The organism is Roseicella sp. DB1501 (assembly GCF_013112485.1).
Lineage (GTDB): Bacteria > Pseudomonadota > Alphaproteobacteria > Acetobacterales > Acetobacteraceae > Paracraurococcus.
This window is the reverse complement of the sequence record NZ_JABFHG010000012.1, coordinates 1-15,495: the sequence shown is the minus strand read 5'-3', so window position 1 is coordinate 15,495 and position 15,495 is coordinate 1. Positions and strand designations below refer to the sequence as shown.

The window sequence follows — 15,495 nt, the reverse complement described above, 5'->3', positions numbered from 1 at the left end:
TCCTAGTCGACCGAGGCGCCCGAGGCCTTCACCACCGGCGCCCATTTCGCCGCCTCGGTCCGTATGAAGGCATCGTAGGCGGCGGGACCGAGCGGCGTCGGCTCGGCGCCGAACTCGCGGTAGCGCTGCGCCAGCCCCGGATCCTGCAACGCCGCGACCAGCTCGGCGCCGAGGCGCTCGATGATCGGCCGCGGCGTCGCGGCCGGGGCGGTGATGCCGTACCAGGAGGCGACGTCGAATTCCGCGATGCCGGATTCCTGCAGCGAGGGCAGTTCCGGCATGGTCGGCGCGCGCTCCGCCGTGCTGACCGCCAGCGCCCGCAGCATCCCGGCCAGGACCTGCTGCCGGCTGGCCGGCGCGTTGTCGATGGCGAACAGCACCTCGCCATTCATCACCGCGGCCATGGAGGGGGCGGTGCCGCGATAGGGCACATGCGTCACCTCGACGCCGGTGCGCAGGCCGAGCAGCACGCCCGAGAGATGCGAGGAGGTGCCGGTGCCGGCGGAGGCGAAGGTCGCCTTGGCCGGGTTGGCGCGGATGAAGGCGACGAATTCGGCAACTGATTTGATTGGGCTGTCGCCCTTGACGATCAGCACGTTGGGCATGGCGGCGAGCTTGGCGACGCCCGGCAGGTCCTTCAGCGGATCGAAGGCGAGGCGCCGGTAGAGGCTCGGCCCGATGCCGTGCGAGGCGATGTGGTTGATGTAGAAATTATAGCCGTCCCCGGGCGAACGGGCGACATTCTCGGCCCCGACCATGCCGCCCGCGCCCGGCCGCGGATCGAGCACCAGGGGCTGGCCGAGCTTCTCCCGCAGGCGGTTCTCCAGGATGCGGACGAGGATGTCGGAGACGCCGCCGGCCGAGCCGCCGATCACGAAGCGGATCGGCCGCTCCGGCCAACTCTCCGTGCCCTTGTCCGTGCCCTGGGCAAGGGCGGCCGTCGTCGGAAGCATGGCGGCGAGCATCGCCCGGCGGGTGGTCCGAAATGGCATGGCGTCTCCTTCCCCGGCTGCCGGCCTCTCCCGTGCCGGATCCGGGACGATGGTATCGCGAATTGGCCCTCAATTCGATGCCTGGCCGGGCGGCGCGCCGGGCCGGGGAGCCGCGGCGTTGACGCGGCTCAGGGGCGGACGGAAGCTGGCGGCAAACGGAGAACGGAAACGGCCATGCGCCAGATGCATCTCGTCGGCTTCCTGCAGGCGCAGAACTGCACCACCCTCGCCAGCTCCTGGCGTCACCCGGACAGTCGCACCGACTTCCTGACCGCGGACTACTTCCAGGAGATCGCCCGCATCCTGGAGGCCGGCAAATTCGATCTCGGCTTCTTCGACGACCGGCTCTCGATGCCCGACCGCTTCGGCTCGGACCATGTGCACACCATCGAGCACGGCATCCGCTGCGTGAAGCTCGACCCGGTGGTGACGCTGACCATGATGGGCGCGGTGACCTCGCGGCTCGGCCTCGGCTCCACCGCCTCGACCACCTATTACGAGCCCTTCCACGTCGCCCGCGCCTTCCAGACGCTGGACCTGATGAGCAACGGCCGCGCCGCCTGGAACGTCGTCACCTCGCTCAACGACGGCGAGGCGGCGAATATGGGCCATGACGAGATGATGGCGCATGACCTGCGCTACGACCGCGCCGACGAGTTCGTCGAGGTGGTGCTCGGCCACTGGGATTCCTGGGAGGACGACGCCCTCATCCTCGACAAGGCCTCCGGCCGCTTCGGCGACGGGCACAAGGTGCACCGGCTGGACTATCGCGGGAAATACCTCCGCTCGCGCGGCCCCTTCACCGTGCCGCGCACGCCGCAGGGCCGGCCGGTGCTGATCCAGGCCGGCAGCAGCGGCCGCGGCAAGCGCTTCTCCGCCCGCTGGGCCGAGCTGGTCTTCGTCGCCTATCACGACGTCGCCTCGGGCCGGGAGGACTATGCCGAGTTCAAGGCGATGGTCGCCGCCGAGGGCCGCGACCCGGATGCAGTGAAGGTCGCCACGCTCTGCTACCCGATCTGCGCCGCGACCAAGGCCGAGGCAGAGGACAAGGCGGCGCTGATCGCCAAGCTGCCGCTCGAGATCGACGCGCTCTCGCTGCTCTCGGAGGCGCTGAATTTCGACTTCGCCTCGAAGGGCATGGACGAGCCCTTCACCGATGCGGAGATGGCCGGCATCCAGGGGCTGCAGGCGATCCGCGACCGCGTGGTGAAGGCGACCGGCAAGAAGAACCCGACGGTGCGGGACTTCATCGTGGGCAGCGGCCGCGGCAAGCCGCCGATGAACATGGTAGGCGGCCCGAAGGAGATCGCCGACATCTTCGAGGAGTGGTTCACCGCTCGCGCCTGCGACGGCTTCGTCCTCGGCGCCTGTGTGGTGCCCGGCAGCTACGCCGATTTCGTCCGCCACGTGGTGCCGGAGCTGCAGCGCCGCGGCCTGTTCCGCAAGGACTATGCCGGCCCGACGCTGCGCGACCATCTCGGCTTGGCGCGGGCGGAGCGCGGCGACTGGCGGTCGCGGCTCGCCGCCGAATAGGGCACGGCCGGACGCCGAAACCTCTTGCCTCGACCGCTCCGGCTTCGATACCAGATCGAGGATGAGTCAGATCGGGCGTCGGGGCATGGCGCCCGGGCAGGGGCGGGCCGGCCGCGCCACGGGCGGATCGGGCCCCAGGGCAAGGGCCAAGGCCAGGGCATGGCCTGCCGCCCGGCGATGGGCGGCGGCCGCCCTGCTCGGCCTCGGGCTGGCCAGCCCGGCGGCGGCGCAGGTTTCCGGCGTGTCGGACAACACCCGGCTGCGGACGTTGAACGAGGACGTCGCCTATTCGCTGTTCCTGCTCACCAATGGCGGCTTCACCAGCGCCGGCACCATCGACTACCGGGACGACACCCTCGCCGCGAAGATCAATGTCTACACCCTGCCGCTGCGCCTGCCCTTGCAGACCGGCCTGCTCGGCCCGATCGAGCTGCGCCTGACCACCGGCTATGGCGAGGCGAAGACCACCTCGCAGCAGGTCCTGCCCGGCCTCGGGGGCGTGACGGAGCGGGAATACGTCTCGCTGCTGAATTTCCGCCTCGATCTCGGCCGGCCGATCACCCTGCTGCCCGATCTGGTGGCGACGCCGATGGTCGGCCTCGGCACCCAGCACTGGTCGGGCAAGCTCGACCGCAACCCGCTCGGCGGCAGCGCCGTGCCCGCGGACCGGACGACCTTCTGGACCGATGCGCTGCTCGCCGAACTCGCCATGATCGTCGAGTACCGCTACCGCTGGGGCGCGGTGAACATCCGGCCGGGCGCCTCGGCGAGCTTCATCAACCTCTCCACCCTCGATGGCCGCGCCACGATCACGCCGACGGCGCCCGACCCGCCCGCCCGCGGCAAGGCGACGGTCGATGCCGACAGCACCATCCTGCGCGCGGCGCTGCGGGCGGACGGGCCGCTCGGCTACCGGCTCGGCGAGGCGGAGCTGCGCTGGCAGAGCTTCGTCGTCGGCAATTACAGCACCTCGGCGATCGGCCTCTTTCCGTGGTCGATCGAGCTGGGCGTGGCGGCCGGGGTGGAGCTCGGCGCGGTGGGCCGCCGGCTGGTCGGCTTCGATCCCGGCGCCCTCTATCTCGGGGTGAGCTACATCACCGGCGCCAATTTCTCCGGCGTGCGGGCGAATTTCGGCTTCCGCTTCTGAGGTCTGGTTCTGGGGTTCGGCGCCCCCGGCGTCATCTTCGCGGGGCGCGCGCGCGCGCCAGATCCACCAGGCCCGCCAGCGACAGCAGATGCGCGTAGATCGCGTCGAGCCAGCCATTGGCGCGGAATTCGAGGAACTGATCGCCCGGCAGGGCGGTGAGGCCGGCCCGGTCGACGGCGAAGAAGCCATCGACACGCAGCGGCCCGCCCGGCCGCGGCACCTGTAGCACCATGGGCTTGAGCAGGCCGAGCCGGTGCAGCCGCTCGGTCATGGCGCGGGTGCGCAGCGACCCCTCCTCGATGGCCCGGGCGAAGCCCAGCACGTGCTGCAACTGCGCCGTCGGCTGGCCGGCGGCATCGAAGAGCGGCGCGCCGGACTCCTCGCTCACCTGCGGCGCCTGCGGATCGAGGCAGAGCACCAGCTGCTCCGCCTCGGGCCGGGCGCGGACCAGGAGGAAAGGGTAGCGGCGCAGATAGGCCGGCACATAGGCGCCGGGCCGCCAACCGCCGGTCGGGGTCACGAAGCCGTTGCGGCCAGGGGCGAGGCCGGTCAGCGCCACGGGCAGGTGCGGCGGCTGGGCGGCGAAGACGATCGGCAGGCTTCGGGCGGCAGCCGGGAATTCCTCGGCCATGAGGGGGATCGCATGGGCGGCGGCGGCGAAGGCATAGCCGGCATCCCGCACACGCAGCTTGCCGTGGCGCTCCGGCGCCAGCGGCTCGAGCGCATGGTAGAGCACCGGCAGGGTGGGCGCGGGCGTGGCGGGCGTGGGTGTCGGCGCGGCCGGGCCGGCGCCGTTCCTGGCGCCATTCAGATGCGGCCGTGACTCGGGCATGGGCGGGCTCCTTCGCGCCATCCCGGCCTTACGGCCCCCTTCCCCCCTTCGGCAAGCAGTGTGCCCCGACGACGATCCTCTCCGGGCCGGCAACCGCTCAGCCGACCAGGAGACGCAGCACCTGCACCACCAGGACGACGGCGAGCAGCACGAGGATGATGCGCTGCAGGGTTCCTGGTGAGGGCATCCTTCGAATCGCTCTCCCCTGGACCCGCCCCCGCGGGGCGATCCTGCCAAACCTGTGCCTCGTCCGGCCCCCGGCGGGCGCCTAGCCTCGCCGTGGCCGGGCCTGGCGGTTCACGATCGCCCGCAGCAGGTCCTTGATCGCGACCGCCTCGGTCTCCGGATGGCGGGCGAGAACCTCGGCTTCGTGCAGTTTCGCCGCCTGGACCAGGTCGGCGGCCATCATTTCTCCGCGCGCGGTCAGGGCCACCCGCACCACGCGCCGGTCGCGGGTATCCTGGGCCCGCTTCACCAGCCCGTCGCGTACCATGCGGTCGAGCAGCTTGGTCATGGTCGGCTGCTGCAGCAGGCAGGTCTCAGCGAGGCCGGTGACCGTCTCGCCAGGGCTGCCGACGAGGCTGGCGAGCACCCGCCATACCGGCACGCTGATCCCCTTCCGCCGCAGCAATTCATGGAATTCCGCAGAGATCAGGTGCGAGGTTCGTGCCAAAAGATAGAGAAGATAGTCGTCAATGAAGCGTCCGTGCGGTGGGTTGGCGAGCGATTGCGACATATCGATCACGGTCCAAAAAAAGAGCCATTGCCGATATGATACGCTATGCCAACCATAGATGCCTGCAAAATAATACGTGCAGGCGATGAATGCATTTTCATGGTACTCCGATTCACGCATATTATGGTAAACAGGGAAGCATCGATGCCGAGCGACCAGTTGGAGGCCTCCTGGATCGAGGCCTTCGAGACCGTGCTGCGGCTCTGCCGCGCCGAGCCGGGGCTGCCGGTCTGTCTCCTTTCCGAGAGCCAGTCGCGTTCCTTGAACATCGCCCTGGCGGATCTGGCGGCGCAGCGACTCGGCTGCCGGCCCTTCCAGGTCGTGATGCCGAGCCCGCCCCAGACGGCCCCCGTGCCGGTGCGCTCGACTGGCGCCTCAAGGGCGTTGCAGGGCCATTCGGCGGCGCTCGCGGCGCTGAAATCCTCGCCTCTCATCCTCGACCTCACGCTTGAGGGCCTGCTGCATGCGCCCGAGCTCGGGGAGATCCTCCGCGCCGGCAGCCGGGTCCTCATGGTCTCGAACGAGCATCCCGAGGCCCTCGCCCGGCTGGTGCCGCGCCCGGAGGACGAGGCGCCGGTGAAGGCCGCCGTGAAGCACGCCCGCAGATCGAAACGCATGACAGTCGTCTCGGCAGCGGGTACCGATCTCACGATTTCGATGGAGGGCGCAATGACGGCCGGCGTCTGGGGCTGGACCGACCGCCCCGGCACGGTCGCCCACTGGCCGGGCGGCGTGGTCGTGTCCTTCCCGCGGGCCGGCAGCGTCGAGGGCGTGCTCGTCCTCGATGCCGGCGATGCCAACCTCACCTTCAAGCGCTACCTGGAACGGCCGGTACGGCTGACGCTGCGGGACGACCACATCGTTGCGATCGAGGGCGAGGGAACGGATGCCGAGCTGATGCGCCGCTATCTCGCCGCATGGGACGACCACGCCGCCTATGCCGTCTCGCATGTCGGCTGGGGCCTCAACCCTCGCGCGCGCTACGAGGCGCTGGCCATGTATGACCGCCGCGACACCAATGGCACGGAGATGCGGGCCTTCGCCGGCAATTTCCTGTTCTCGACCGGCGCCAACGAATTCGCCGGGCGCTACACCGAGGGCCATTTCGACATCCCGGTGCGCAACTGCACCATCGCGCTCGATGGCGAGCCGGTGGTGATCGAGGGAAGGCTGGTCGCATGAGCACCCTGACACTGCTGCACGGCATCGGCGGCGCGAGCTGGAGCGGACTGGCCCTTGCCCAGCCCGAGGCCCGCCTCCTCGACTGGCCGCTGCCCGGCTATGGCGGCAGCAAGCCCCTGCCCGAGACCAGCTTCGCCAGCCTCTCGGCGGCGCTGGCCGCCCGGCTGGACCGCGAGGGCATCGCCCGCACCGACCTGCTCGGCCATTCCATCGGCGGCATGCTGGCGCTCGATTTCGCGCTCCGCTTTCCGGAGCGCATCCGCGGCCTCGTGCTCTACGCCACCACCCCGGCCTTCGGCGGCAAGGACCCGACCTTCGCCGAGGCCTTCCTCGCCGAGCGCCTGGCGCCACTCGATGCCGGGCAGGACATGGCGCGGCTCGCCGCGGAGAGCATCCTGCCCATGTTCCGCCCCGGCACCCCGGCGGCGCGGGTGCGGGAGGCGGTGGCCGCCATGGCGGCGGTGCCGGAGGCGGCCTATCGCGCGACGGTCCGCTGCCTCACCACCTTCAACCGGCGCGACGATCTGCCGCAGCTCGCCATGCCGGTGCTGCTGATCGCCGGCGAGGCCGACCCGCTGGCGCCGCCGAAGACCATGGCGCGGATGCAGGCCGCGATCCCCGATGCGCGGCTGGCGGTGCTGCCCGGCTGCGGCCATCTCGGCCATCTCGAGGATCCGGAGGGGTTCGCCGCGGCGGTGCGCGGCTTCCTCCGCGACCTGCCGCCGGCATGAGCGACGCGCCGATCTTCGACCCCGCCGCCTTCCGCCTGAGCCCGGCGGAGGCGGCGCTGGCGGCGCGGGCGCGGGAATTCGGCCAGGCGGTGCTGGCGCCGCGCGCGGCGCGCTGGGACCGGGAGGCGAGCTTCCCGACCGAGAATTACCGCGACATGCACGCCAACGGGCTGCTCGGCATCTGCATCCCGGAGGCCGAAGGCGGGCTCGGCGCCGGCTTCCGCGCCTATTGCCTCGCCGCGGCCGAGATGGGCCGTTATTGCGGCGCCACGGCGCTCACCTGGAACATGCATGTCTGCAGCACGCTCTGGACCGGCGCGCTGACCGAGGATCTGGAGATGGCGCCGGAGGTGCGGGCGGAGCATCGCCGCCGCCGCGCCGCCCATTACGCGCGCATTCTGCGCGACGGCGCGGTCTATGCGCAGCCCTTCTCCGAGGGCGGCGCGGCGGCGGCCGGCGGCACCGCCTTCGGCACCACGGCGCGGCGCGTGCCGGGCGGCTTCCTGGTCAGCGGCCGGAAGATTTTCGCCAGTCTCGCCGGCCATGCCGACTATTACGGCATCCTCTGCACCGAGGTGAGGGAGGGCGAGGACAGGCTGTCGCGCCGCGACACGCTCTACCTCGCCATCCCGAGGGATGCGCCGGGCGTCACCGTGGAGGGCGACTGGGATCCGCTCGGGATGCGCGGCACCGTCTCGCGCAACCTGCTGTTCCAGGATGTCTTCGTCGAGGAGGATGCGGCGCTGATGCCGCCGGGCCTCTACTTCCAGGCGGCGAGCCGCTGGCCGCACATGTTCATGACCCTCTCGCCCACTTATATGGGCCTCGCCCAGGCGGCCTACGACTTCACCGTCAAATACCTGCGCGGCGAATGGCCCAATATGGGAGGAGGGGGCATGCCGCCGGTGAAGCGGCGCATGTACCCGACGAAGCAGGTCGCCGTCGCCGAGATGCGGGTGATGCTGGAGCAGACCAAGGCGCTCTGGTTCCAGGCGGTGAGCGAGGCGCGGGCCGATCCGGGCAAGGAAAGCGTGCTGCGCGCCTGGGCGGCGCAACATGCGGTGATGGAGAATGCCGCGGCGCTGGCGGCCAAGGCGGTGCGCACCTGCGGCGGCCAGGCGATGCTGAAATCGCTGCCGCTGGAACGGATCTACCGCGATGCCCGCTGCGGCTCCCTCATGCTGCCCTGGACCGCCGAGCTCTGCATCGACCGCATCGGCCGCGAGGCGCTCTACGAGAAGGGCGAGACGGATGATTAAGGCTGCCTGATGCGCCTCTGGATCGAGGGCCATGCCGCACATGCGCCAGATGCCGTCGCGCTGCGCAGCCTGGACGAGCGCATCACCTATGCGGCGCTGCAGGCGCGGATCGCGGCCATGGCGGCGCTGCTGGCCGCCGAGGGCATCGGCCCCGGCGAGCGCGTCGCCTTCCTCGGCGAGAACCATCCGGCGCAGCTCGTGCTGCTCTTCGCCTGCGCCCGGCTCGGCGCCCTGCAGGTGCCGCTGAACTGGCGCCTGGCGGCGCCGGAGCTGCGCTTCATCCTCGAGGACAGCGGCGCCCGGCTGCTGCTGGCGACGCAGGCGATGGCGGCAGCGGCCACCGCCGCCCTGCCGCCGGGCTGCCGGCTGCTGGAGGCCGAGGCGGCGCCCGCCGCCGCGGCGCCGCCGGCCCTGGGCGGCGCCGAGTACCCGGTGCTGCTGGTCTATACCTCCGGCACCACCGGCCGGCCGAAGGGCGCGATCCTCGACCAGCGCGCCCTGCTCTTCAACGCGCTGAACGCGCAGCACTGCTTCGGCCTCACCGCCGCCGACCGGGTGCTGACGGTGCTGCCGATGTTCCATGTCGGCGGGCTCAACATCCAGACCACGCCGGCGCTGCTCGCGGGCGCCGAGGTGGTGCTGCTGCCGCGCTTCGAGCCGGAGGCCTTCTTCGGCGCCGTCGCGGCGGAGCGGCCGAGCCTGACGCTGCTGGTGCCGGCGGTGATGCAGGCGCTGATCGCGCATCCCGGCTGGGCCGCGGCCGACCTCGCCTCGCTGCGCGCCGTCGGCGCCGGCTCCTCGGACGTGCCGCTGCCGCTGATCGAGGCCTTCCATGCCCGCGGCATCCCGGTGCAGCAGGTCTATGGCGCGACCGAGACCTGCCCCATCGCCATTTGCCAGAGCCGCGCCGCCGCCCTCGCCGCGCCGGGCAGCATCGGCCTGCCGGCGCTGCACGGGGAGGCACGGGTGGTGGATGCTTCGGGCCGGGAGGCGCCGCCCGGCATGCCGGGCGAGATCCAGCTGCGCGGCCCGCATCTCGCGCGCGGCTACTGGGGCGCGCCGGAGGCGACGCGGGAGGCGTTCCGCGAGGGCTGGTTCGCGTCGGGTGATGTCGGCCTCCGGGATGCCGAGGGGCGCTACTGGTTCACCGACCGGCTGAAGCACGTCATCATCTCGGGCGGCGAGAACATCTACCCGGCCGAGCTGGAGCGGGTGCTGCGCACGGCGCCCGGGGTGCGGGAAGGCGCGATCTGCGGCCGGCCGGACCCACGTTGGGGCGAGGTGCCGGTCGCGGTCGTGGTGCCCGGCCCGGGCTTCGAGGCCGGCGCGGTGCTGCGGCATTTCGAGGGGCAGCTCGCCCGCTTCAAGCATCCACGGGCGGTGGTGACGGTCGGGGCGCTGCCGCGGACGGCGCTCGGCAAGGTGCAGCTCGAGGCGCTGCGGGTGCTGGCGCGGGAGGGGTAGCGGGACGGACCGGTCGCCCATGGGGAATACCCATGGGCGACGGCGCGCCGGCCTCATGCCGAGCGCAGGAAGGTTGCACCTTCCTGCCCCTCAAACGCCGGGCGGTTTGCGCCGCAACCCTTGGCTCCGCCACACCGGTGGCGGCGCCCGTTCGGGCGCTCGGCCCCGCGGGCCGCAGGTCGGAACGTCGCATGCCGGGAATCAGCCGACCCGGTTCTGCACCAGCTCCTCCACCACCGAGGGATCGGCGAGGGTCGAGGTGTCGCCCAGGCTCTCCGTCTCGTTCGCCGCGATCTTGCGCAGGATGCGGCGCATGATCTTGCCCGAGCGAGTCTTGGGCAGGCCCGGTGCCCATTGGATGGCGTCGGGCGCGGCGATCGGGCCGATCTCCTTGCGCACCCAGGCGACCAGCTCCTTGCGCAGCGCCTCGGTCGGCTCCTCGCCGCTGGTCAGCGTCACGTAGCAGTAGATGCCTTGGCCCTTCAGCTCGTGCGGCATGCCGACCACGGCGGCCTCGGCGACCTTGGGGTGCGCGACCAGCGCGCTTTCGATCTCGGCCGTGCCCATGCGGTGGCCGGAGACGTTGATGACGTCATCCACCCGGCCGGTGATCCAGTAATAGCCGTCCTTGTCCCTGCGGGCGCCGTCACCGGTGAAGTACATGCCCTTGAAGGTCGAGAAGTAGGTCTGCCCGAAGCGCGCATGGTCGCCGAAGATGGTGCGCATCTGGCCCGGCCAGCTATCGAGCAGCACCAGGTTGCCCTCGGCCGCGCCCTCGATGAGTTTGCCCTCGCCATCGACCAGCGCCGGGAAGACGCCCGGCAGCGGCAGCGTCGCCGAGCCCGGCTTCTGATCCACCGCGCCCGGCAGCGGCGAGATCAGGATGCCGCCGGTCTCGGTCTGCCACCAGGTATCGACGATCGGGCAGCGCTCCTCGCCGACCACGCGGTAGTACCAGAGCCAGGCCTCGGGATTGATCGGCTCGCCGACGGAGCCCAGGATGCGCAGGCTCCGGCGGCTGGCCTTCTTCACCGGCGCCTCGCCGTCGCGCATCAGGGCGCGGATGGCGGTCGGCGCGGTGTAGAAGATGTTCACCTGGTGCTTGTCCACCACCTCCCAGAAGCGGGAGACGGAGGGGTAGTTCGGCACGCCCTCGAACATCAGCGTGGTCGCGCCGTTCGCCAGCGGGCCGTAGACGATGTAGGTGTGGCCGGTCACCCAGCCGACATCGGCGGTGCACCAGTAGATCTCGCCCGGGCGGTAGTCGAAGACCAGCTCATGCGTGTAGCTGGCCCAGACCAGGTAGCCGCCCGTGGTATGCAGCACGCCTTTGGGCTTCCCGGTCGAGCCCGAGGTGTAGAGGATGAAGAGCGGGTCCTCGGCGCCCATCGGCTCCGGCTCGCATTCGGCCGGCTCCTGCGCCGTGATCGCCTCGTACCAATGGTCGCGGCCCTCCTGCATCGGCACCGCGCCGCCGGTGTTCCGCACCACGATGACGTTGCGGATGGAGGGGCAGCTCCGCAGCGCCTCGTCGGCATTGGTCTTGAGCGGCACGCTGCGGCCGCCGCGGCGGCCCTCATCGGCGGTGATCAGCAGCGCGCATTCGCTGTCCTGGATGCGGCTCGCCAGGCTGTCGGGGGAGAAGCCGCCGAAGACGATGGAATGGATCGCGCCGATGCGGGCGCAGGCGAGCATCGCCACCGCCGCCTCGACGATCATCGGCAGGTAGATGCAGACGCGGTCGCCCTTGGTCACGCCGAGCTTGCGCATGGCGTTGGCCAGGCGGCAGACCCGGGCATGGAGGTCGCGGTAGGTGACCTTGGCGTCGCTCTTCGGGTCGTCGCCCTCCCAGAGGATCGCCACCTGGTCGCCCCGGCTCGCCAGGTGCCGGTCGAGGCAGGAGACCGAGGCGTTCAGCACGCCGTCCTCGAACCAGCGGATGGTGACGTCGCCGGTGAAATCGACATTCTTGATCCGGCTGGGCGGCTTGATCCAGGCGACGCGCTCCGCCTCCTTCCGCCAGAAGCCCTCCGGATCCTTCGCTGCCGCCTCCGTCATGGCGCGGTAGCGGTCCTTGTTGACGAGCGCCTTGGCGGCGATCTCCGGTTTCACGGGGATCAGATCGTCAGGCATGCGTAGCCTCCCCTTGATGTCGACGTCTCGACTGACGGGAGATAGGGCCTCGCGCCTTGCGCTGCGTCAATCCGACCAAGAGGGGTTGGTCAATCTAAGGTAATCCGGCCTCCGAAGCAGCCCCGGCGGCGGCCGGGCCGCCAGGGCCGGCTTTGCGGCGGCTTGCGGCACGGGCGACTGCGGCAGGCCCGGGGCCGGAACCGGGGTCTGGGCCATGGGCGCCGGCGTGGCGAGTTGGCCGCCGCCCTGGACCACGATCCGCTCACACAGGGTCGCGGATCATGGTCCAGGCCGTTGTTTGATCGCGTGATGCACGCCTTCCGGTGAGTCCACCTCAAGCGGTCACGCTCTAGGCGAGGGCCGGGCCGGCCAGGACGATCAAACCGACGGCGAGCAGGCTGCGGCGAATGCGGGCGGAGTGCTGCATGTTTGCCTCCTTGCGGGCGCGCCCAGCGCGGCATCGTGCCCGAATGCAGGAGGAAGGTTGGCCCCGGCCCTTGCCCAGCCCCCGGGCCGTCTCAGGGCCATGGCGGGAGGACGGTGGCGAGTCCGGGGCAGGAAAGGCGAACCGGCGGCGGCAATGAAGCCCCCCGGACCTCGGCGCGAGCCGCGCCGGTCCGGCGCGGAGTGACCAACCCCACAGAATCGATTTCCGTCGTCAAGTAGAAGCTTGCAGGTCGATCCTGCGCCGGCCCATTCCACCATCGGAAAGGGCGCAATCGTCAATCGATGGAACGACACTGCATTTTATGTCGATGGGGAGAAACCAATGTCTGGAACCTTTGCAGCCAGGGTCAAAGACGCGATCCAGTCGGCCGCCAACAGGAACGAGATCAGCCTCGATGAGGCCGGACTACAGACCATGGATCTGAAGCCCTTCCAGCATCTTGGCGACCGGTTCGACCTGAACGACACGCCGGCCATAGTGAAGTACCTCAAGGAAAGAGCGACAGCCCAAAAAGACATCAACGCCAAGCTCGCCGCCTTCGCATGGTTCGGCGCACCGACGACGGATCTCCAGGGCGATGCCGAAGGCTATTTCCAGCATTTCCAGCAGGGTTCCATATACTGGACACCCAGCCTCGGCGCGCATGAGGTCCATGGCGATATACGAGCGAAATACTTCAGCCTGGGCGCCGAGAAGTCCTACCTGAAATACCCCATGACGGACGAGCTCACGACCCAGGTTGCCGGCGTCGAGGTCAGGTACAGCAATTTCGAGGGCGGGTCGATCAACTGGAAGCCGGGGACCGGCGCCTATATCGATCTCTCGATCTCCGTTCGGGTGGAGCGTCACCAGCTCGGCGCCTGGCTGCACATCGGCGGCACCGGCTTCACGCCCGGCGGTACGGTGAGGTTCTCCGTCGAGAACCTCGACGGGATGGCAGGCCCGAAATCGACCGGGGTCTTCACCATCGCAAAGGCGGACGGAACATTCACCGACGTCGTCTGGGACGGCCGGACCTGGTCCCGAGGCGGAGCGGCACATTTGCGGGCCCTCGATGAAGCCAGCGGCCGTTCGGTGACCGCGTCCATCCCCGCCCTGTACTGACCGCGGCGCCTTGCCGGCCAAGGCTGCGGCATGGCGCAGCGAAGCTGGCGGAGGGCAGCACGCGCGGCCGGATCGCGCGGACCCTGCCGGGGGAGGCCCTCCTCCGGTGGGATGCCCCCGGTCTTCCGCGGAATGCTCCGACCCGGTTGCGTGCCGCGCGCCCGGCAGGTCAGCGCCCCGGGCGGCACTCACCGCCCCCGGGGCCCGGCTACACCGTCGGCACCACCACCTGCCCCTCGACGATCCGCACCGGCACCGCCTCCAGCGCCTCGCCGATGCAGGGGCCGGAGAGGCACATCCCGTCCTCGATCCGGAAGCGCGCCCCGTGCACGGCGCAGAGGATCACCTGCCGCCGCGGGTCGAGGAAGCGGTCGGGCAGCGGCTCGAGCGGCAGGCCGGCATGCGGGCAGGAATTGACGTAGACGCGCACCCGCCCGTCCCGGCGCAGGGCGAAGAGGCCGATGAAGCCGCCCGGCGGCGCCGGGAAGCCCTTGGCGCCGCCCTCGGGGATGTCCTCGACCCGGCAGAGGATGCGCTCGGCCCCAGGATCGACCGGGAGGTCGGCCGGGGGCTCGGCCGGCATATCGTCCTGCGTCCTCATGCCTCCTCGCCGAGCCCGTGCCGGGCATGCCATTCGGCGATGCTCTCCTCCGGGTAGCGGTCGTGCCGGCGGTCCTTCGGCCCGGCCTCCACCGCCACCCAGGGTGCCTTGAACGCCAGCATGATATGCGTCGAGTCCGGCGGCTCCGGCAGCGGCGTGTCGATGGCCGAGGCGAAGGGATGCACGAGTTCCGGCCAGCGCGCGTCGTAGAGCCAGAGCGCGCTGCCGCAGCGGGCGCAGAAGTGCCGTTCCGCCGCACTGCGATGCGCCCGCGCGTCCTCGGGGTCCTTCAGCCGCGCGTGGTAGATCGTGATGTGCTGCTTGCCGGTCACGCGCAGGCTGGCATGGTCCGCGCCGAGATTGATGGCATAGCCGCCCCCGCCCTGGGTCTTGCGGCAGACCGAGCAGTAGCAGCGCTGATAGGGATAGGGGTGCGGGCTCTCCACCCGGAACCGCACCGTGCCGCACTGGCAAGACCCTTCGAGTTGCATCGCGGCGTCTCCCTCTATTTGCGCGTCCAGCCGCCCAGCTTGCACAGCCTGGCCCAATGCGCATCGCTCACCGGCATCACGGAGAGGCGCGATTGCCGGACCAAGGCGAGCTCGGCGAAATCCGGGTCCGCCTTGATGGCGGCCAGCGTCACCGGCTGCGGCAGCGGCCCGACCGCCCGCATGTCGACGCAGACCCAGCGCCCGCTCTCGTCCGTCGGGTCGGGATAGGCCTCGCGCGCCACCTCGACGATGCCGACGATCTCCTTGCCGATGTTGGAATGGTAGAAGAAGCAGCGGTCGCCCCGCCGCATCGCCTTCAGGTTGTTGGCGGCCAGCGCGTTGCGCACGCCGGTCCAGGGCTCGGTGCCGTTCTGCACCTGCTGGTCCCAGGAAAAGGCGTCCGGTTCGCTCTTCACCAGCCAATGCGCCATCGGATCCCCCGCACGAATGATGACATAGGGTAACCATCGTGTCGGACGCTTCAAACCGCGCCCGTCCGGCGCTAGAGCATCGCCGGTTCGCACGGGCGCCGGCCCGGGCTCTGCCCGGTGCAGGAGGGGATCATGATCCGCTCACCCGGCGTCGCGGACCATGGTCCAGGTCGTTGTTTGATCGCGTGCCATACGCCTTCGGTGATGCCACCTCAGGCGATCGCGCTCTAGGGTAGGGTCGTGGAAACCGCCGACACACAATCCCTGGGGCGAGCCGGGGCCGCTGTTCTCCCTGCTGGGCGTGGCCTGCACCGCTTTGCCAATCCTGGCCGGTTCCTGCGGCTGGCGGGGCGGTTGCAGCCCTGGCTGACGGGGGCGGCGCTGCTGGTGCTGGCGGTTGGGCTGCCCTGG

The 15,495-nt window shown here is 70.6% G+C and carries 14 protein-coding genes; 7 read left to right on the top strand and 7 right to left on the bottom strand.

All coding sequences use genetic code 11. The features are described from left to right. Positions 1–2: 2 nt before the first annotated feature. Positions 3–992, bottom strand: coding sequence for a tripartite tricarboxylate transporter substrate binding protein (locus HJG45_RS21065; RefSeq protein ID WP_171614760.1), 990 nt, complete (start codon positions 990–992; stop codon positions 3–5). A gap of 174 nt (positions 993–1,166) precedes the next feature. Between HJG45_RS21065 and HJG45_RS21060 the strand changes: the two genes are divergently transcribed. Both HJG45_RS21060 and HJG45_RS21055 read left to right on the top strand, forming a co-directional pair. Further along, positions 1,167–2,525 carry an LLM class flavin-dependent oxidoreductase gene (locus tag HJG45_RS21060; protein ID WP_217362997.1) on the top strand — a complete coding sequence of 453 codons (1,359 nt, stop codon included), beginning with the start codon at positions 1,167–1,169 and terminating at the stop codon, positions 2,523–2,525. Positions 2,526–2,766: 241 nt separating this feature from the next. Next, positions 2,767–3,672 carry a hypothetical protein gene (locus HJG45_RS21055; RefSeq protein ID WP_171614758.1) on the top strand — a complete coding sequence of 302 codons (906 nt, stop codon included), beginning with the start codon at positions 2,767–2,769 and terminating at the stop codon, positions 3,670–3,672. Positions 3,673–3,703: 31 nt separating this feature from the next. Here the strand turns inward: HJG45_RS21055 and HJG45_RS21050 are convergent, their stop codons facing one another. Further along, positions 3,704–4,504 carry a SapC family protein gene (locus HJG45_RS21050; protein ID WP_171614756.1) on the bottom strand — a complete coding sequence of 267 codons (801 nt, stop codon included), beginning with the start codon at positions 4,502–4,504 and terminating at the stop codon, positions 3,704–3,706. Between the two features lie 268 nt (positions 4,505–4,772). Continuing rightward, positions 4,773–5,360, bottom strand: a complete 588-nt coding sequence (locus tag HJG45_RS21045) for a MarR family winged helix-turn-helix transcriptional regulator (RefSeq protein ID WP_171614755.1) — start codon at positions 5,358–5,360, stop codon at positions 4,773–4,775. Between the two features lie 24 nt (positions 5,361–5,384). Between HJG45_RS21045 and HJG45_RS21040 the strand changes: the two genes are divergently transcribed. The 4 genes from HJG45_RS21040 to HJG45_RS21025 are packed head-to-tail and all read left to right on the top strand — an operon-like array spanning position 5,385 to position 9,876. Beyond that, positions 5,385–6,422 carry a peptidase M29 gene (locus HJG45_RS21040; protein WP_171614753.1) on the top strand — a complete coding sequence of 346 codons (1,038 nt, stop codon included), beginning with the start codon at positions 5,385–5,387 and terminating at the stop codon, positions 6,420–6,422. Then, a complete protein-coding gene (locus HJG45_RS21035) occupies positions 6,419–7,153 on the top strand; it encodes an alpha/beta fold hydrolase (protein ID WP_171614751.1) in 735 nt (244 codons plus the stop codon). The genes HJG45_RS21040 and HJG45_RS21035 overlap by 4 nt, the downstream gene beginning before the upstream one ends. Then, a complete protein-coding gene (locus HJG45_RS21030; RefSeq protein WP_171614749.1) occupies positions 7,150–8,412 on the top strand; it encodes an acyl-CoA dehydrogenase family protein in 1,263 nt (420 codons plus the stop codon). The genes HJG45_RS21035 and HJG45_RS21030 overlap by 4 nt, the downstream gene beginning before the upstream one ends. A gap of 9 nt (positions 8,413–8,421) precedes the next feature. Further along, on the top strand, positions 8,422–9,876 hold the full coding sequence (locus HJG45_RS21025; RefSeq protein WP_171614747.1) for a class I adenylate-forming enzyme family protein: 1,455 nt from the start codon (positions 8,422–8,424) through the stop codon (positions 9,874–9,876). 201 nt (positions 9,877–10,077) lie between these two features. On the opposite strand, the gene acs is transcribed toward HJG45_RS21025, so the two are convergent. Continuing rightward, positions 10,078–12,009, bottom strand: a complete 1,932-nt coding sequence (gene acs, locus HJG45_RS21020; RefSeq protein WP_171614746.1) for an acetate--CoA ligase — start codon at positions 12,007–12,009, stop codon at positions 10,078–10,080. 670 nt (positions 12,010–12,679) lie between these two features. On the opposite strand from acs, the gene HJG45_RS21015 reads away from it, so the two are divergent. After that, a complete protein-coding gene (locus tag HJG45_RS21015; protein ID WP_217362996.1) occupies positions 12,680–13,561 on the top strand; it encodes an LGFP repeat-containing protein in 882 nt (293 codons plus the stop codon). Between the two features lie 208 nt (positions 13,562–13,769). On the opposite strand, the gene HJG45_RS21010 is transcribed toward HJG45_RS21015, so the two are convergent. Genes HJG45_RS21010 through HJG45_RS21000 form a run of 3 tightly spaced genes read right to left on the bottom strand, consistent with a single transcriptional unit; the run spans position 13,770 to position 15,084 of the window. Then, positions 13,770–14,144: a Rieske (2Fe-2S) protein gene (locus tag HJG45_RS21010; RefSeq protein WP_171614745.1), complete on the bottom strand. Its 375-nt coding sequence runs from the start codon at positions 14,142–14,144 to the stop codon at positions 13,770–13,772. Between the two features lie 14 nt (positions 14,145–14,158). Continuing rightward, entirely contained in the window at positions 14,159–14,653 is a 495-nt protein-coding gene (locus HJG45_RS21005; protein WP_171614744.1) for a GFA family protein, read from the bottom strand. Positions 14,654–14,667: 14 nt separating this feature from the next. Further along, entirely contained in the window at positions 14,668–15,084 is a 417-nt protein-coding gene (locus HJG45_RS21000) for an EVE domain-containing protein (RefSeq protein ID WP_171614743.1), read from the bottom strand. Between the last annotated feature and the right edge of the window lie 411 nt (positions 15,085–15,495).